20 protein-coding genes are annotated in these 16,635 nt (G+C 67.2%); 11 read left to right on the top strand and 9 right to left on the bottom strand.

Features of this window, described 5'->3' with window-relative positions:
* Window positions 1-542: 542 nt before the first annotated feature.
* From JHN45_RS29180 to JHN45_RS29165, 4 genes are all read left to right on the top strand, one after another.
* Complete coding sequence (locus JHN45_RS29180; protein WP_023586116.1) at window positions 543-746, top strand: cold-shock protein; 204 nt, start codon at window positions 543-545, stop codon at window positions 744-746.
* 359 nt (window positions 747-1,105) lie between these two features.
* Complete coding sequence (locus JHN45_RS29175) at window positions 1,106-2,602, top strand: DEAD/DEAH box helicase (protein WP_201051502.1); 1,497 nt, start codon at window positions 1,106-1,108, stop codon at window positions 2,600-2,602.
* A 46-nt stretch (window positions 2,603-2,648) separates the two neighbouring features.
* Window positions 2,649-3,053 (top strand): CBS domain-containing protein, encoded by a 405-nt coding sequence (locus JHN45_RS29170; RefSeq protein WP_201051500.1) that lies wholly within the window; start codon window positions 2,649-2,651, stop codon window positions 3,051-3,053.
* Between the two features lie 49 nt (window positions 3,054-3,102).
* Entirely contained in the window at window positions 3,103-3,411 is a 309-nt protein-coding gene (locus JHN45_RS29165) for an SCO5918 family protein (RefSeq protein WP_201051498.1), read from the top strand.
* A 117-nt stretch (window positions 3,412-3,528) separates the two neighbouring features.
* On the opposite strand, the gene JHN45_RS29160 is transcribed toward JHN45_RS29165, so the two are convergent.
* Together JHN45_RS29160 and JHN45_RS29155 are read right to left on the bottom strand one after the other, a co-directional pair.
* Complete coding sequence (locus JHN45_RS29160; RefSeq protein WP_201051496.1) at window positions 3,529-3,888, bottom strand: hypothetical protein; 360 nt, start codon at window positions 3,886-3,888, stop codon at window positions 3,529-3,531.
* 46 nt (window positions 3,889-3,934) lie between these two features.
* A complete protein-coding gene (locus JHN45_RS29155; protein ID WP_307783213.1) occupies window positions 3,935-4,198 on the bottom strand; it encodes an ATP-binding protein in 264 nt (87 codons plus the stop codon).
* Between the two features lie 892 nt (window positions 4,199-5,090).
* Between JHN45_RS29155 and JHN45_RS29150 the strand changes: the two genes are divergently transcribed.
* The 5 genes from JHN45_RS29150 (at window position 5,091) to JHN45_RS29130 (ending at window position 8,180) form a co-directional block, all read left to right on the top strand.
* Window positions 5,091-5,429 (top strand): MerR family transcriptional regulator, encoded by a 339-nt coding sequence (locus tag JHN45_RS29150; protein ID WP_201051494.1) that lies wholly within the window; start codon window positions 5,091-5,093, stop codon window positions 5,427-5,429.
* Window positions 5,430-5,672: 243 nt separating this feature from the next.
* A complete protein-coding gene (locus JHN45_RS29145) occupies window positions 5,673-5,876 on the top strand; it encodes a cold-shock protein (RefSeq protein WP_008735947.1) in 204 nt (67 codons plus the stop codon).
* Window positions 5,877-6,752: 876 nt separating this feature from the next.
* Complete coding sequence (locus JHN45_RS29140; RefSeq protein WP_201051492.1) at window positions 6,753-7,397, top strand: hemolysin III family protein; 645 nt, start codon at window positions 6,753-6,755, stop codon at window positions 7,395-7,397.
* A gap of 221 nt (window positions 7,398-7,618) precedes the next feature.
* On the top strand, window positions 7,619-7,975 hold the full coding sequence (locus JHN45_RS29135) for a PRC-barrel domain-containing protein (protein ID WP_200677237.1): 357 nt from the start codon (window positions 7,619-7,621) through the stop codon (window positions 7,973-7,975).
* A gap of 37 nt (window positions 7,976-8,012) precedes the next feature.
* Window positions 8,013-8,180 (top strand): hypothetical protein, encoded by a 168-nt coding sequence (locus JHN45_RS29130; protein WP_200677236.1) that lies wholly within the window; start codon window positions 8,013-8,015, stop codon window positions 8,178-8,180.
* 77 nt (window positions 8,181-8,257) lie between these two features.
* Here JHN45_RS29130 and JHN45_RS29125 read toward each other — a convergent pair whose 3' ends face one another.
* The 3 genes from JHN45_RS29125 to JHN45_RS29115 form a co-directional block, all read right to left on the bottom strand.
* Entirely contained in the window at window positions 8,258-9,496 is a 1,239-nt protein-coding gene (locus JHN45_RS29125) for a PP2C family protein-serine/threonine phosphatase (RefSeq protein ID WP_201051508.1), read from the bottom strand.
* A 308-nt stretch (window positions 9,497-9,804) separates the two neighbouring features.
* Window positions 9,805-11,856: a site-specific integrase gene (locus tag JHN45_RS54440; RefSeq protein WP_307783211.1), complete on the bottom strand. Its 2,052-nt coding sequence runs from the start codon at window positions 11,854-11,856 to the stop codon at window positions 9,805-9,807.
* Window positions 11,853-12,584 (bottom strand): hypothetical protein, encoded by a 732-nt coding sequence (locus tag JHN45_RS29115; RefSeq protein WP_201051487.1) that lies wholly within the window; start codon window positions 12,582-12,584, stop codon window positions 11,853-11,855. Before JHN45_RS29115 ends, JHN45_RS54440 begins: the two co-directional genes overlap by 4 nt.
* Window positions 12,585-12,692: 108 nt before the next feature.
* On the opposite strand from JHN45_RS29115, the gene JHN45_RS29110 reads away from it, so the two are divergent.
* Window positions 12,693-12,938, top strand: coding sequence for an integrase (locus JHN45_RS29110; protein ID WP_307783210.1), 246 nt, complete (start codon window positions 12,693-12,695; stop codon window positions 12,936-12,938).
* 2 nt (window positions 12,939-12,940) lie between these two features.
* On the opposite strand, the gene JHN45_RS53245 is transcribed toward JHN45_RS29110, so the two are convergent.
* Entirely contained in the window at window positions 12,941-13,246 is a 306-nt protein-coding gene (locus JHN45_RS53245) for a DUF6233 domain-containing protein (protein WP_307783215.1), read from the bottom strand.
* Between the two features lie 292 nt (window positions 13,247-13,538).
* Here JHN45_RS53245 and JHN45_RS29105 point away from each other — a divergent pair, with 292 nt between their 5' ends.
* Window positions 13,539-14,312 (top strand): hypothetical protein, encoded by a 774-nt coding sequence (locus tag JHN45_RS29105; protein WP_201051485.1) that lies wholly within the window; start codon window positions 13,539-13,541, stop codon window positions 14,310-14,312.
* Between the two features lie 150 nt (window positions 14,313-14,462).
* Here JHN45_RS29105 and JHN45_RS29100 read toward each other — a convergent pair whose 3' ends face one another.
* The 3 genes from JHN45_RS29100 to JHN45_RS29090 form a co-directional block, all read right to left on the bottom strand.
* Window positions 14,463-15,293, bottom strand: a complete 831-nt coding sequence (locus JHN45_RS29100; RefSeq protein ID WP_201051483.1) for a phosphotransferase — start codon at window positions 15,291-15,293, stop codon at window positions 14,463-14,465.
* An 89-nt stretch (window positions 15,294-15,382) separates the two neighbouring features.
* Window positions 15,383-15,844 carry a hypothetical protein gene (locus JHN45_RS29095; protein WP_201051476.1) on the bottom strand — a complete coding sequence of 154 codons (462 nt, stop codon included), beginning with the start codon at window positions 15,842-15,844 and terminating at the stop codon, window positions 15,383-15,385.
* Between the two features lie 592 nt (window positions 15,845-16,436).
* A complete protein-coding gene (locus JHN45_RS29090; protein WP_201051504.1) occupies window positions 16,437-16,628 on the bottom strand; it encodes a DUF397 domain-containing protein in 192 nt (63 codons plus the stop codon).
* Between the last annotated feature and the right edge of the window lie 7 nt (window positions 16,629-16,635).

The following is a 16,635-nucleotide window of genomic DNA, read 5'->3' as shown; positions in this document are numbered from 1 at the left end:
ACCCTCACCCACCACGCCGACCCACCGCGCCCCACCGGCAACGACCACCCCTGAACCACCCCCCCCGGGTCAGAGCTCCGTGCGTCCGAGACGCGTGAACGGAAGGGTCTGGCAAGCACTGCGCGAGAGGGCGCGGATCCACTCCAGTCGGTCGCCGCAGGGCGAGGCGTGGCAGAGAGTGATCCTCGAAGCCCCTTCAACCGGACGGCCAGAGCGCCCACGGGGCACAGGCGCATATCCGGAAGATGTGCACCACAGCTCACACATATCTATTTCCGCGAGGTGAGAGTTCGGCGCACCATGCAGGCATAGTTTTTACCGCAATGAGTAAGCCGAATTATTTAGCATGCACAGGCCGTCGCGGCATGCTACCTTTGGTTCCAGTTGCAGTTGTGGTTCCCGAAACTTCAAGTGCTCCCTCCCGGCTCCGGCCGGGGAGAGCGCTTTTATATTTTCCGGTCTTTTTCCGGGCGGGGTTCATTGCGGCGACACGGTGTCCGCACAGTGCGGATTTCGATGTACTGCCCCGAAGGAGATATGACATGGCTGCTGGTACCGTGAAGTGGTTCAACGCGGAAAAGGGATTCGGCTTCATCGAGCAGGACGGTGGCGGCGCTGACGTGTTCGCCCACTACTCGAACATCGCCGCCCAGGGCTTCCGTGAGCTGCTGGAAGGCCAGAAGGTGACCTTCGACATCGCGCAGGGCCAGAAGGGCCCGACGGCCGAGAACATCGTTCCGGCCTGACGCTGACGAGCACTCTGTAGCTGGGGCCCGCATCCTTCGGGGTGCGGGCCCCAGCTACATGTGTTTCCCGCAACGGTTTCACCTGCGGGACGGCTTGGATAGATCCTCAGCCTCACCATGTGCGGCTCATCCTGCAGAGATGCAGACGCCACCTGAAGAGCCGCACCGCAGTCGACGCCCGGATGGTGCGTCCCTGCCACGTCACTCATTTCAGCATCTGCGCCCGCGTGTACTTCCGTCGGCCGGATCTGCTTTCTTTTGTATCTTGCCTTTTTGTCATCGGTTCATACTTGTGGTTCTCCGTGCTGCTCAATGCTGCGGGAATTCCTTGATATGTGCCACATCGAGGAAGGTTCCGCATGAACCGCACACGTACGAACGACCGCTTTGCCCGCACTCGTAAGAGCAGTGCCGACGCCGGGAAGAGCGGCAGCCGCTTCGGCTCATCGGTACCGCGCCGTTCCGGCGGCCCTGTCCGTTCCGGCGGTTACGGCCGTCGGCCCGCCGCGGTGCAGGGTGAGTTCGCGCTCCCTGAGACGATCACCCCCGCGCTTCCCGCCGTCCAGGGTTTCGCCGATCTCGACATGCCCGAGCAACTGCTGGCCGAACTCGGCAGGCAGGGTGTGAGCGCACCGTTCCCGATCCAGGGTGCGACGCTGCCGAACACGCTGGCGGGCCGTGACGTCCTGGGCCGCGGGCGCACCGGTTCCGGCAAGACCCTCGCCTTCGGTCTCGCCCTGCTCGCCCGCACGGCCGGACAGCGTGCCGAGCCCCGCCAGCCGCTGGGACTCATCCTCGTACCGACGCGTGAACTGGCGCAGCAGGTGACCGACGCCCTCACTCCTTACGCCCGCTCCGTCAGGCTGCGGCTGGCCACCGTGGTGGGCGGGATGCCGATCGGCAGGCAGGCCGGCACGCTGCGAGGCGGGGCCGAGGTCGTCGTCGCGACCCCGGGCCGGCTCAAGGACCTCATCGACCGCGGTGACTGCCGCCTGAACCAGGTGGGCATCACGGTGCTGGACGAGGCCGACCAGATGGCCGACATGGGCTTCATGCCGCAGGTCACCGCACTGCTCGACCAGGTGCGTCCGGAGGGGCAGCGGATGCTGTTCTCCGCCACCCTGGACCGTAACGTCGACCTGCTGGTGCGCCGCTATCTCACCGACCCCGTCGTGCATTCGGTCGACCCGTCCGCCGGTGCGGTCACGACGATGGAGCACCACGTCCTGCACGTCCACGGCGCCGACAAGCACGCCGCCACGACCGAGATCGCCGCCCGCGAGGGCCGGGTGATCATGTTCCTGGACACCAAGCACGCCGTCGACCGGCTGACGCAGGACCTCCTCAACAGCGGGGTCCGGGCCGCCGCGCTGCACGGCGGCAAGTCGCAGCCGCAGCGCACCCGCACGCTCGCCCAGTTCAAGACGGGGCACGTCAGTGTGCTGGTGGCGACCAATGTGGCGGCGCGGGGCATTCACGTCGACAACCTCGACCTGGTCGTCAACGTCGACCCGCCGACCGACCACAAGGACTACCTCCACCGCGGTGGCCGTACCGCCCGTGCCGGCGAGTCCGGCAGCGTCGTCACCCTCGTGACACCCGGCCAGCGACGCGGCATGGCCCGCCTCATGTCGGACGCCGGGATCCGGCCGCAGATCACCGAGGTCCGCTCCGGCGAGGCTGAACTGAACCGCATCACCGGTGCCCAGGCTCCGTCCGGCATCCCGGTCGTCATCACCGCACCGGTGGCCGAACGCCCCAAGCGCAGCGCCTCCTCCTCCCGGGGCCGGCGCCGCCCCTCGTCGGGAGCCCGGCGCGGGCCCGTACGCCAGTCCGTCGTCGGTGCGGCGGCCTAGAACCTTCGTGATCAGGAAGCTGACCCATCTCTGCAGGAGGCATCTTTTGACGCTGGTTCAGACGCAGCCCCGCCCGGCGAACGCCGGCCCTGTGCGCAGGACGCCGGCTGAGGTCATGGAGGCGGCCGGACCGCAGGTCTGGGACGACATGAGCGTCGAGGTGGCGCTGTCCGTCATGGCCGCCGCCCGCACGGGCCGGCTGGTCGTCTGCGACCAGGGCGGCCAGTGCACCGGCCTGGTCACCCGGACCGAACTCACCGCTGTGCGCGACAACTCCGGCTACACGGACCGCGTCCGCCTGCGCGACATCCTCGGTGAGAACCGGTCGTTCACGTCACCCGTGATGACGATGGCCGAAGCCGAGCACGCGATGCGCTCCCGCCGACCCGCTGCTCTGCCAGTGGTCGTCGGGCAAGGCAGCGCCTTGGGCGTCCTCGCCCTCTCCCGTTGATCCGCCTCACTCTGGTCGGACCGTTCTCCCCTTCTCCCTGTGAGGCCCCATGCGCTGCGTCATCGCCCGTTTCCCCTTCGAGCTCACCAAGAGCGGTGTGCTGGAATCGATGAAGGGCATCAAACCCGAGCAGGTCATGGGCGAGTCCGTGATCATCGGCCGCCGTCACTACCCCGTCAAGCAGGTCGGCCAGGTCATCACCCGCCAGGACCGCCGCGACTTCAGCGCCGACGAAGTCCTCCGGGCGATGGCCAAACTCGGCTTCACCTGCCGCACCCTCCCCAAGACCGGACCCGCAGGCATCCTCGGCCCGCTCCGGCAGGCTTCCGCGATGCTCGGCACTCCCCTGTCCGTCTGACCGACGCGACAGGCACGCACCGGCACCTGAACAGCAGTGGGCCCGGCCGACGCAAGTCGGCCGGGCCCACTGCGTGCGACGGGTTCCCGTCGCCGTGGTTCCTCAGTGGCCGGGATATCAGTGGTCGGAATAGCTGAAGTCGCCTACGGTCCAGGCGCTGACGTCGTCGATCGCGACCCGGTACATCCCGCCCGTCTCCGGGATCCCCACCGTGCCCTGAAGAATTCGGGCGACGTGGAAGTGCAGATGAGTGGGTGGGCCGTCATCCTTCGCGGGGGTGTCGAACACGGCGGAGAACTCTCCCAGGCGGGCGGAATCCGTCAGCACCTCCGACACCCTCCGCCTCCACACGGCTTCGGGAGCGAGTCGGCCGGTGATGACAGCGCCGCCGGTGACCACGGTCAGGGACATCTGGTTGCTCTGCCCGGACTCCACCACGGTGGCGATGTCAACGAGCAGCTCGTCAGGCTTCGACATGGGTCAGATTGTATTTGCCGGCCATCGGGCTGCTTCAGCCGTGGCGTCACCGGGCGACGGGCGCGTTCACGGTCTTGCCGCCGGCCGCCCGGCGGGTGACCGCGGTGGTGCGTGCGAGGCGGTTGGCCACGCGCCAGCCGACGCTTCCGGTGCCGTCGTTCCGGTCGGGGGTGCGCATGCTCTGCGCCTGTGGGCCGGGGTCGTGCACCGTCACCTCGATGCTGTCGGGGTGGGCGGTCCGGGCCAGGGTGCAGGTGCCGCCGCCGTGGTGCACGGCGTTGGTGACGCGTTCCGGGACGACCAGGACCACGATGTCGGCGTCCTAGCTGCGATCGGACGTTGGAGACTTCCGAGGAAAAATCGCACGCTTTCGCGTGCGCGGGGCGACGGTTGTGGCGCTGACAGCCACTCCTCCTGCTCCGGTCACTGCTCGAGGCCGATTCCCTCTCTGTCGAACGCACGGAAATCTGTGTTTGTTGGAGTAGACATTGGAGCGGGGTCGTGGTTATGGTTCTCTCGTAACCCAGCGAGACAGCAGGGCCTGGCAGACACGAACTGCCGGGCGGAGCAGTACATGTGAGTGCAGTTCGCAGGACGGTGCGGTGGTGGAGTCACGAAGCCAGGGCGGTTGCAGGACGGCGACGGGGCTGACGACCGGACCGGGTGGCCCGCAGTGATCAGGGGCCGCCGTGAGCAGTATCCGCAAGTGAAGTACCCGTAAGTGCAGTTCGAGGTATCCAGCAGTGAAGTAAGTGAGCAGCACCTCGGTGAAGGCGTCGGCTGCGGACGCGCGCACCGGGAGGTTCGGCAGCGGGGTTCCAAGCCAGAGCAGACGCAGGACGGGCGACGGGGCTGGCTGCCGGAGAGCGGCGCTGTCACAGGCCGCAGAGCAGTTCGCATCACCAGCAGTACGCAGTACCCCACTTGTAAGCAGTTGATCCCAGAGGGAAGAACGGAGGAGCCGAGCGCCATCAGGATCGCCCGGGCCGACATCTTGAACCCGGGTACCGCAGGACATCGATAGTGAGGTGGTCTCCGGTCAAGCAACCGCGATCCCAGCACCCCCGACGGCATTCAGGCCGGGGCTGCGGAAACAGAAGGCCGGCGCAGTAGCAAGGTCGGCAGATGGTGTAGCAGTTCCTTCGGGGCCTTGGTGCCATATGGCACCAAGGCCCCTCGACGCGTTCCACAGAGAGGTGCAGATGACAGCAGACGACTCGTTCAGCCGTATCGACGACGACGACTACCCCGCCTACACGATGGGCCGGGCCGCCGAACTCCTCGGCACCACCCAGGGCTTCCTCCGCGCCATCGGCGAGGCACGCCTCATCACCCCGCTCCGCTCCGAGGGCGGCCACCGCCGCTACTCCCGCTACCAGCTGCGCATCGCCGCCCGCGCCCGGGAACTCGTCGACCACGGCACCTCTGTCGAGGCTGCCTGCCGCATCATCGTCCTCGAAGACCAGCTCGAAGAAGCCCAGCGCATCAACGCCGAATACCGCCGCGCCGCCGAATCGGCGGACCCGACGACCACCGCCTGAGACGGGGGCCCGCCGACATCGGCGGGCACCCCCGTACGCCCCGTCCTGGTGTGCGGCGTGATCGCTTTCTCTGGTGACGCGGTGTGTGGGCGTGTAGCGTCTGCGTCAGCTGTCGTGGTTCGGAATTCCCCAGCCCATGCTCCCGGCATGGGCGTTTTGCTGTGCTGTGCCGCAGGGACCAGGGCGATCACCTCCGCTTTCCCCATGGAGGGGGAGGCGTTCATCGACTGGAAGGCATGAGACATGGCTACAGGAACTGTGAAGTGGTTCAACGCGGAGAAGGGCTTCGGCTTCATCGCCCAGGACGGCGGCGGCCCGGACGTCTTCGCGCACTACTCGGCGATCAACTCCTCCGGCTTCCGTGAACTTCAGGAGGGCCAGGTCGTGACGTTCGACGTCACCCAGGGCCAGAAGGGCCCCCAGGCCGAAAACATCAACCCGGCCTGACCCCGCAACCCTGCCCGAAGGATCGCGCACGCCGCGTCCCTGACTGCCGTCGGCCGCGCGCCGTGCTCTCACCCGGACACGGGACCGGCTCTGGTGCCGGGCGTCGACATGATCTGTGGTGCAGGGGATCAGGGCCGCGCAGCAACGGCCGCGCGGCCCTGATCTGTTGAAATGAATCCCGGTCCGACGCAACCTCGGCCGCAGACTTCCTGAGCGGCTGTCGTACGGCTTGGAGACGGAGACGTTCAGACGTTCGTCGGGGCATCTGATCGAGGGCCGAGAGGAGCTGGCGGGCCAGGGGGCGGTTCCCTCTCCGGTCACCGAACGCTGCACAAGGGCCTTGATGTTGGCGGGCAGCAGATACGCGGTACCCGAGGACCTCCACAGTTCCGCCCGGAAGCGTTCTCCAGCCGCCAGGCCCAACCGATGCTCCAACTGGCCTGCGAGGGGGGCGGATACGTGGGGGCGGACCTCAGGAAGCAGCGACGCTCCTTGCGCGTAGGCGGGCGGAATGCCCGTTCGGAAGTCCTGATCGTTCCCATGACCAGCCGGTCTACTCGGCTTCGGCTGGCCCAGTTGACGGCAGTATCAACGAGGGTGGAGTGGGAACGGCTGCGGAACACCATGCCTGCGACTGGGCGTGGTGTTCGAGACCGGCCTCCCGGAATGGCGTGGAGTGCCGTCTCTTAGCATGGCCCCGTGATCACTGGTGGCGCCCAGGAGTCCGAGGGAGGACGAGAAGCTGTGTCCCGCGACGCTGCTGAAGCCGAATACGTTCACGTCGCCTCATGGAGTGCAGAGAATCCTCAAGACCGGCCGCCCGTCGGATCAGAGGAGGATAAAGCGGAAAGGAAAGGTCATACGGTTGCCGCTCTCGTGGAGCGGGCAGCCGAACCGGTCAAGCCGAGGCTGCGTGGCTGGCTCCATGCCGCGATGGTCCCGGCCTCGCTGATCGCAGGCATCGTTCTCGTCTGTCGGGCCCGCACTCCGCAGGCGGCCCTGGCCTGCGTCGTGTATGCGGTCACCGCCGGCATGCTGTTCGCAACGAGCGCGATCTACCACCGTGGCACCTGGGGGCGGCTCGGCGACGCACTCCTGCGACGTCTCGACCACGCCAACATCTTCCTCATCATCGCCGGCACCTGCACACCCCTGGCGGTGCTGCTCCTTCCGCCGGACCAGCGGTCCCTGCTGCTGTGGATCGTGTGGGCGGGCGCATTGGCCGGTATCGCGTTCCGGGTCTTCTGGGTCGGAGCTCCGCGCTGGCTGTACACCCCGTGTTACCTCGCGCTGGGGTGGGCACCGGTGCGTTACCTGCCCGACTTCCTGCACGCCGGGGGAGCGGCCGTACTCATCCTCATAGTGGTCGGCGGGCTTCTCTACAGCGCCGGCGCGGTGGTCTACGCCCTCCAGCGCCCCGACCCCTCACCCCGCTGGTTCGGCTTCCACGAGGTGTTCCACGCCCTGACCGTGGCGGCCTTCACCGCGCACTACATCGCCATCTTCCTGGCCGCCTACTGACCGCGACAGTTTCCGATCGCGCCGCTCATCGCCCGAGCTGCCGGGCGATGGACCGCGAAGGGCCGGGCTGTCGCAGAGGCATCGCGCCGCGCGTGAAAGCCGTCCGCCGTCCGGCCTACAAGCGGGCCGCTCTGAAGGGTGTGACGCTCCGTGGACAGGTAAAGGAGGGAGGAGAACGTGACGCCAGCGGTCTTCAGCTGACCTGCGACAGAGGGGCTGCCGTGTTCGAGGCGCAAGACATCAGGGAATGGCGGGGCCACGACGTGGTCGACCATGAGCAGCACAAGATCGGCGTCCTGGAGGCGGTCTACGTGGACACGGCCACAGACCAGCCCGCGTTCGCAACGGTCAGGGTCGGCCTGCCGACCCGGCACCGGCTGGTGTTCGTCCCTCTGGGCGATGCGACGGTCGGTCCCGGCTATCTGAAGGTTGCCTACGACAAGAAGCAGGTCAAGGAAGCACCCTCGATCGGCACGGACGGCGAACTGCTCGCGGAGGACGAGAAGACGGTTTTCGCCCACTACGCCCTCGCCTACAGAATGGGCGAGGGTGGCGAACGTCGCCTCGCCCGCCGCTGATGCCCCCACCAATGTGCTCCACGATGAGGTGACACCGATGGCTCTCTTTCTCCTACTGGTCCTTGTGGCCATCGTGCTCGGCATCATCGGTGTGGCGGCGAAGGGCCTCTTCTACCTGCTGGTCATCGGTGTGGTGGTTCTGGTCGCCGACTTCGTCCTCCTTGGCCTGCGCCTGGGCCGCCGTCGCAGGCGTCTCCCGCGGTGACGCGGTCAGCCAGGCAGGTGCCCGGGCCGCCCCCGCCTGGGGACCGGACGCAGCGGGATGCGGGAGCAGGCGTCGCGTCATTGCGCGGAATTCATCCGCCTTGTTCGTGACGGTGCGGAGGCGTCGGTGAGGTCGGCGCCGGTGTTGGCGTCCCGCTCCGACTGGTCGACGCCGTGCCAGTCCAGGCACATGACGGTCGCGTCGTCCTGCAGGTGGCCGTGGTTGGCGTCGACGATCGCCCCGATGAGAGTGCGGGCGGCCTCACGGGGGTGCAGCGCGCTGGTGCGCACGATCAGGTCCGACAGATCGAGGCTGTTGGCGTTGCGCTCCAGCATGCCGTCGGTCAGCATCACCAGCCGGTCGCCCGGCTGCAGGTCCAGCGACTGGACCCGGTAGGTGTGAGGGGTGAGGAAGCCGAACGGCATATCGATCTTCGGAGTGATCTCCTGCACTTCGCCGTTCCGCATGCGCAGCGGCCAGGGGTGCCCGGCGTTGATGAACTCGGTCGTGCCGTCGATCAGGCTGATGCGCAGAAGCTGACCGGTGACGTAGCTCTGACGGCCGTGCTCCCGCATGGCCCGGTCGGCCTGGCGAGCCTGTTCGGCGAGGTCGGCACCGGCCCGCCGCGCCCGGCGCAGGGCGCCCACCAGGAGAGTGGCCAGCAGCGCGGCGTCGACATCGTGGCCCATGGCGTCGGTGACGGAGAGCTGGACGGTGTCCCGGTCGATGACGTAGTCGAAGGTGTCGCCCCCGACGTGGTCGGCCGGCTCCAGCGCCCCGGCCACGGCGAACTGCGCGGCCTCGCACGCCAGCGAAGCCGGGAGCAGCCGGTGCTGGATCTCCGCGGCCAGGCTCAGCGGAGTGGTACGGCGGCCCCACTGGTACACGTCGGTGAAGGACCGGTTCGCGATGACGATGTACGCCAGGGCGTGTGCGGTCTCGCCGACCTCCCGCATGGTCTCCGCGTCGGGTGTCGCGGGCAGGAACAGTTCGAGGAGCCCGATGGCGTCCCCGCGGTTGGTCACCGGCGCGACGACCCGCACCAGCGCGCCGTCGCCCTTGTCCTCCACACTCGGACGCTGGGTGCGGATCACGTCGTCGTACAGGGTGCCCCGCAGGGTGATGCGCCGGGCGGGTTCATCGGTATCGACGCTGCCCGCCGCACCCAGCCGCACCACCGAGCCGCCGGTGAAGTCGGTGATGAGGAACGACACCGACGCGGCCCCGAGGTGCTCCTTGAGCATCCGCGCGACCACGTCGAGCGACTCCACGGGTGCCGCTGTCTCCGCCGCGGCCAGTGTCTCCGCCAAGGTCATCATCCTGCCCTGGCCACCCCGGTTCACGGAAGTGGGAACGGTCGGCCCACCGTGCCCTTCATGCCCGCGTACGGTCACGGTGACTCCTCGCTGCTCGCTGGTCCTCAGGACTCTCGCCCGGGTACACGAGAGGCTGGCGCCGAGCCCGCTGCCAAGTAGGTGCCAGTGCACCACAGAGTGCCTGAACGGATGCGCCTTATCGGCCAACCACCCGTCGAGCGGTCAGGCCACTGGTCATGTCCGGGGACTGAGATGCACCGCGCTGGATTGCGCACGGCCCTCGCGACCCGGCCGAGCACTCGGCCTCCTCACGACCGGCCGCCTTGGCTGTCGGTGTCGCTCCGGTGGTTCCTATGAAACCCCTGCTCGGCGGCACGTGATGCGTGAGCGATGCGTGAGCGGACGAGGTGGCAGAGACCATCACTGCGTGGACTGAGCCCCGCGCGGTACCTGTCCTGACCTGGTGGTTTCGGACACCGAAGGAGCGTCCGGAACCAGCCGGCAAGATCCTTCCCGGACTTGTAATGCGTAGGTCGTCGGTTCGAATCCGACAGGGGGCTCAACGAAACCCCAGTTTGGACGGCGTCTGAACTGGGGTTTTCCTGTGTCCGGGCGCTGCGGGGGCGGAACTCGATGATCTTCGCCCCTTCGTGTGTGGCCGTGGTGTGGCCATCCTGCTCGGCAACCGTCTCGCCGGTCCGTCCGGCGAGGTGGTCGAGCACCAACTGCTCGACCGTGCGGCCGTCCCGCTCGGCGACTGCGGCGAGCTGCGCGACGAGGTGATCGAGGGCGAGCTGCGCGACCTCCTCGACGCGCGGATCGGCAGCCGACTCGGCGGGCGCCTCATCAGGAAGGCGGGCCGCACCGCGCGGAACGATGGCGGCTGTCGCCTCGGCAGCGTCGCGAGCAGCCTTCGGCATGACCGACTGGTAGATGTCCCGGGTGATCCGGGTGTCGCTGTGGCCGAGGGTCTCGGACACGATCTTGATATCGACGCCGGCGGCGAGCATGAGCGAGGCGGCGACGTGACGCAGGTCGTGCAGCCGGATCGGCGGCAGCCCTGAGAGTTCGACGAGCCGCTCGAAATAGTCCGTCAGCCACCCGGGGTGGATGAACGACCCGTCGGGCATGGTGAACATGCGCCCCGACTCGACCCATGCCTCGCCGTATTCGAGGCGCTCGGCGTCCTGTCGCAGTTCCTGCTTGTCGAGAACCTGACCGCTGTACTCGTCGAGGTCGACCACGCGCTCGCCGCTGTCGGTCTTCGGCGCGTTCTCGATGACCTCCCAACCGTCCTGCACGAGCTGCGTCGCGACGGTGAGCGTTCCCGCCGCACGGCTCCGGTCAGTGCGACGCAGGCCGACCGACTCGCCCCGACGCAGGCCCCGGAAGGTGATCAGGTGGAACAGCCCGTACAGGCGCTCGCCGGTATCGGCGAGGAAGTCGAGGAACTGTCCGGCGTGCTCCGGGGTCCACACCATGCAGGCGGACGGCTTGACGCCGGTCCGCAGCCACTCGGCGATCCTCTCGTCGGTCCAGACAAGCGCCTTGGGCCGCTTGGCGGCTTCGAGTTCGACGTGCGCGGCTGCGTTGAAGATGATCAGTCCGCGCCCGATAGCGACGTTCAGGGCGGCCCGCAGCGTCGCCTTGATGTGGTGCTGCGTCGCCACTCCCGTGATCCGCCGGAACGGGTCCATCGCGTCGATGGACTCTTTCAGCGCCTTACGGCGGCGCCGACTCTCAACTCCTTTCCACGGGATCAGCTTCAACTCGTCCAGCGCCGTGCGGCGCAGAATGTTCGCATCGTTGATCTCGATGTTCGTCTCGGCGATGCCGGCGAACATCTCGTCGAGGTGCGCCACGGTGAGCCGGTCGAGCCGGATGTGCCCGATCCGCGGTACGAGGTGCACCCGAATATCGATGTCGTACCGGTTCTTACCGCTCGTGCGCAGCCCCTTTTTTCCGGCGAGCCACTGTTCGAGCCACTCGCCGACGGTCATGTGCTGCGTGAGCGACTGGCCGGTCGCGAACTTGCGGCGGGTCTCCTCGTGGTCGGGGATCGGGTCTTTGCTCGCCCCCACGGTTTCGAGCATGTCGGCGAGACGGGCGCGGCCCTCGACGTCGTTCTCGTCGGCGATGTTGAGCAGCGCGCGCACCTTGTCGAGGTCGGCCTGCGCCTTGGTCTTGGTGTCGTAGCCGCTGCGGCGGAAGCGGCGACGCGCGTTGCCCTTCTTGGGCGGCAGTTCCTGCGTGAGGCTGAACAGGCCGTGGCTGCGCTGACTCAGCTTGGTGCAAGAGCCGTTGAGCTGCTTGCCGTCGGCGTCTCGGCAGCCGCAACGCTTGGTGATGGTGCCGTTCACTCAGTACCTCTCGGGTTGATGACGTCGGGGTCGTCGAGCATGTCGAGCCCCTGCATGTCCTCGATCAAGTTGGGTCGTAGATCGGGGATCGTGAGCCCCGCGCGGCTCATGTCGTTGATGTGGCGCGCGAGTTCTTCGAGTCGGTGCAGGTAGTCGGTCTCTGCTGCGCTGTGGCCCTCCTTCCTTGTGCGGCGCGTTGCCTGCGTGGCCTCGGTGCGCAGATACGCCCTGTGGACCGCCTCGCGCCGCCGCTCGAACTCGGGGTACAGCGACGCGGGATAGGCGGCCGTACCCCATGCGACGGACCACTTGGGACCGTCGCCGGCGACGGGCCGGGGGTCGACGTAGTGGTGCCCGTCGAGGGGGCCGGCGAGCGTCGGCGTCTCCTCGCCCGTGAACCACTTCCACACGATGTAGGGGTCTCGCGGATCGGCCGCGGGCACAGTGGGCACGGTCTGCTCGTCCCCAAGGGGAAGCACCAGGAGGAGCGGAGGCACGGCGAGGGCGAGGCCGAGCACGAGCAGCTCGTCGACGGTCACCTCGCGGCGTCGCTTGCCCTCCTTGTTCCTGCGGCCGGTCTCAATGTTCGTGATCGCGGCGTACGTGAGGTCGACGGCACCCAACCGGGCGCACTCGTCCGCGAGTTGCTGCCGGTTGAGGCCGAGCCGGGCTCGGTGCTTGCGCACCTGCCCGGCGATGGTGTCGCTTGCCGTTTGGTGACTGTGCATATCGACACGCTAGCAGTGCATATTGCGTAGTCACTAGCGTTATCTATACGTTATGTTCGATGAACGCCCCAACCGGGAGGGCGTGTTGACCTCGATGGAGGGGAGTTCGTGACCAGCGACGAGCGAGCGATGACGCACGACGAGTTGATGAATCTGCCGGTGACCGTTGACCTTGAAACGGCCAACCGGGCATTGGGCCTCGGGCGCACGACCGGGTACAGCCTGGCCAAGGGGGAGCGGTACCCGGTGCGGCTGCTGCCGGCCACGCGCGGTTACCGCGTCTCGCGGTATGACCTGCTACGGCACCTCGGTGTCGGCTCAGGCGAGGATGGAATCGAGGCGAGGGCCGCCTGAGGTCAGTCGAAGTACCCGAGCGCGTTGTCAGGACGGCAGTGTGGGCAAGGGGCGATCCCCTCGGCCAGGGCTCGTAGCGCCTGGTCCAGCTCGACCCCATTCGATCTGGATCCGACCATGTAGCAGCCCCCTTTGTGTATGTACACGGCGGTACGCCCCGAGAGTCCGCGCTCGATCAGCCAATCAGGATCCGGAGCGCGTGGGGCGAGGCCTCGCTGTTGCTCGGCCTCGCGCCGCTCCTCGTCGGCGATCCATCGGCGGGTGCGAGCGAGGTCTCGTGCCTGTACGCGCTCTAGGAAGCGCAGCACGTCGAGTCGGGACAGCGGGCCATCGTTCACATGTTCTATTTTAGTGGGTCGACCGTTAGGACGCTCGCGTGTGACTGGGCGCTTCACTTGGCCAGTTAGCGGTCGAGTTGGCCATCAGTCGGCGGCTTGCCGTATCAGAGCAATCGAAAGTCCCGCTATGCCACCATGGCGAGTCGCCAACTCCCCTGCGCCGAAGGGCAATACGCGTAACATGCCCCACCCAATCGTCCCGCTCTTCGCTCTGGAGAGTCCCATACCGAAGGCGTCAACAGACGCTGTCAGCAGCGACTCCGTGAAGTGGACGGACGTCGAACTCGCCCATTGGACGGTCGTCCTGGCCATCGCGACCATCGCACTGGTTGCCACCACCATCTGGATCACCAGCACCGACCGGAGGCGGGACAGCCGGCGGCGCAAGTCGGACCGCGAAGAGGCTGCCGAGCGCCTTGCCGAGGAGCGTGCCGAGATCGACCGGCGAGTGGCTGAGGAACGGAAGGCCGCCGAAGACCGCGCGACCCGCCAGCGGCAGGTCGTCGCCGCGACTTCGCTGCTCCAGCGAATCGCGGACGTCGATCCGTTCATGAGGACCGTTCCCAACCTGGACAAGCAGACCCAGGGAACGCCCTCCGCAGCCGCCTACGAGGCAGCCCGGGACGCCGTGGGGAATCTGAAGAAGGGCGCTCTCGCTGAGGCTCTGGCCCTGCACAGCCCTACAGGCACACGGCTCTACCAAGCCCTCGTACAGCTCTATCTGAGCGCTGTGGACGGACGCTGGAAGCGCGTTACACCGAACGTCACCCCCGCGTTCGAGGAGCGGACCGTGGGTGACTTGCGCCACTACACGCGGCACGTCCGGCTTTGTCTGCACCAGCTGATCAACGACGGCGCCATCCCGGTCAATGCCCTTGGTCCCAACCCCGATGAGCCTGACATTCCGAACCTCGCCCGCTCACTCGATGGCGACTCCGACCCCTGGACGCCGATCGCCTGGACTCCGCCCGGCTGGGACCTGGACAGCGAACTCGACCTGACCGATCCAAACCGTCGTTTCGACCCTTACCGCTGACACGATCATTTCCACTGGGAGTGGCTACCACCAATACTCAACTGGCCAAGTGGAGCGCCCAGTCACATCGCGCCAGCCGAAGCTACCGGGGCCGTCCTCGTTCGGAGGAACCTCGCCGCCCCCGCGGGGGATCAGGGGCGGCGAGGCCGATCAGGGGGAGAGGATGTGTGCCTCCGTCTGTCGCCCTTTCTCGCGGTGCGTGGCCCATGCCTGAGCGGCGGCGGTGAGGGCGGCCCTGTGAGGCATGGGGCGTGTCCGTTCCCAGTTTTCCCAAGCGATGTAGACGGTGCGCGCGAATGTGGTGACGGTGGCCGGTTCGGCCTCGAAATATGCGGGCACTTGCCGGGCGATCGTCTCGGCGTACTCCGGTTTGTGGCCAGCGGAGATGAGTCGGGGAATGGTCAGCGCGGTGTCCGCCCACGCGGGCGCAGGGCAGGCAAGTGCCCAGTCGAGTAGTACCAGTTCGCCAGCGTCGGACAGCAGCATGTTGTGTGGGGACATGTCTGTATGGGCGAGCCCGCGGCCTTGTAGTCCGGTCGGAATGTCCTTGGGCAGGAACTCGGCCCACCGTGTGTGTAGCGGCTTCTTGTGCAGGGTCTCGGGCCATGGCGTCTTGGACACGACGATGAGCGTGCGCACCAAGGGGGCGAGATCGTCGGAGCCCGGAGTCAGGTCCGGATACCGTCCCTCGACGTACTCATATCCGTAGAGCACCCACCCGCCGGCGTCGATCTCCCACAACACGCGGGGCGCCCGAGGCGCGTTCCCCGTGACCTGGGCCTCATGGCGGTAAACCCACGCTTGTGGGTCGTCGTGAGCGGTGCCCTTAACGAACGCTCGACCTGCCCGGGTACGGATGGTGCAGGCGAGCCGGGACATGACGCCGTGCGGCGCGGTTTCGGCCTGCTCGACCGGTCCCGTATGGCGTTCGACGGCGGCCCGGGTCGGTGCTGGTAGGTCGTGCCATTCGATGCGGTCCACCCGCGGTCTCCTGCGTTGGTCGAGCAGTACGGGGCCGGCCCCCGGCCTGGCCACAGCGTGGCACAGACCGAGGACCGACAGGGGAACCGCTACGGATGGTTCGGGCTGTCCGAGCAGTTGGCGTGACACTGCGAGCAGTCGGCGAGGTCCAGCTCGGGCCAGAACTCCATGTCGATCTCGTACCCGGCGAGGGTGATCGAGTCGACGGTCACCGCGCGGAGTGTCTTGCCCCCGCCGTACTGCTCCTTGTCGAGGAATCCGGGCTGGTGGTGCAGGAAGCGGCCGAATCGCTGTTCGCAGAACTCGGCGTACGCCTTGGTGTGGAGCAGGAAGGCGTGCCAGAAGTCGTCAACGAGCGGCGAAGGGCTGAGCGGTTGGCCGGCGTAGTCGCACGCTGCGAGGAAGGCGAGCATCTGGCCGACGCCGCGGTGCGCCTTCTCTTCAGTGAGCTGCGGGAACTTGTCGATCATGTTGGATACGAGGGTTTCCCGCATCTCCGCGCTGAGTAGCGTGCGCGCGTCGGTTGCGGGCTGATCCTGCATCGTGGCCACGTGCTTGCCTCCATGATGTGTGGATGGTTGCTTGCACCTGCTGACCGCCGCACCCGCCGTCGGGTTTGCTCCTACTGGGCGGGGTGGGGCGGCCTTTGGACCCGTTAGGCTCCAACTTCAGCGGGTCGGCCCGGGGTCCATCTCACCTCGGGGCGGCCTTTGATCTTGAGGTCGGCCTCGGACACCGTGTGCCCGCACCAGAATGCGCGTCTGACCTCAACGGCGGGGCGCTGCGCGGGTGGTGTTGCTCCCTCGCGCTGCTCTACCGACTCGGATGGCGCGCGCATGTATGCCCTCCTGCCGCGGTGTTGCCGGTACTCCCCTCCCGGCGAAGGCGTGTAAGCCAGGAGGGGAGTACCCCTCGGGGGCTCTCCCCAACAGGCGTGGAAACAGGGAGAGTTGGCGCCGTTCCGGGAACCCGTCGTGCCGTGCATTGGCCCCGTTCGGCGTCACATGGGGACGGTAGCGCTAGCTACAGATCCGTATCAACTGTTTGACGTCTAATGGGTGATACGGCATATGCCAACGATTGATACGCAAGCAAAAGTGACCCCCCGCCGTGGGCGAGGGGTCACTCTGTCGCGTGGGTCAACTAGATGAGGTGGTCGAACTCTCCTGCCTTGGCGCCGGAGAGGAACGCCGCCAGCTTCGCTTGGGTGGTCTTGACGATCACGTCGGGGTTGTCGCTCTCACGTACGAGGATTTCGTCGCCCTGCGTCGCGAGCTCAAGGCAGTTGCCCTCTGAGTCCGTCGAGAACGAGGACTTTTGCCACTGAATTTCCACTATTCCC

This window comes from Streptomyces sp. MBT53 (genome assembly GCF_016654115.1).
In the GTDB taxonomy this organism is placed as follows: domain Bacteria; phylum Actinomycetota; class Actinomycetes; order Streptomycetales; family Streptomycetaceae; genus Streptomyces.
Note: the sequence above shows the minus strand (reverse complement) of the source record. Positions and strands in the feature narration are given on the sequence as shown.

Bases quoted from the DNA above. Each gene is read 5' to 3' on its own strand.
- JHN45_RS29175 (WP_201051502.1), top strand. From the start codon at position 1,106: ATGAACCGCACACGTACGAACGACCGCTTTGCCCGCACTCGTAAGAGC.
- JHN45_RS29160 (WP_201051496.1), bottom strand. From the start codon at position 3,888: ATGTCGAAGCCTGACGAGCTGCTCGTTGACATCGCCACCGTGGTGGAG.
- JHN45_RS29150 (WP_201051494.1), top strand. From the start codon at position 5,091: ATGACAGCAGACGACTCGTTCAGCCGTATCGACGACGACGACTACCCC.
- JHN45_RS29130 (WP_200677236.1), top strand. From the start codon at position 8,013: ATGGCTCTCTTTCTCCTACTGGTCCTTGTGGCCATCGTGCTCGGCATC.
- JHN45_RS29145 (WP_008735947.1), top strand. From the start codon at position 5,673: ATGGCTACAGGAACTGTGAAGTGGTTCAACGCGGAGAAGGGCTTCGGC.
- JHN45_RS29115 (WP_201051487.1), bottom strand. From the start codon at position 12,584: ATGCACAGTCACCAAACGGCAAGCGACACCATCGCCGGGCAGGTGCGC.
- JHN45_RS29165 (WP_201051498.1), top strand. From the start codon at position 3,103: ATGCGCTGCGTCATCGCCCGTTTCCCCTTCGAGCTCACCAAGAGCGGT.
- JHN45_RS29125 (WP_201051508.1), bottom strand. From the start codon at position 9,496: ATGACCTTGGCGGAGACACTGGCCGCGGCGGAGACAGCGGCACCCGTG.
- JHN45_RS29180 (WP_023586116.1), top strand. From the start codon at position 543: ATGGCTGCTGGTACCGTGAAGTGGTTCAACGCGGAAAAGGGATTCGGC.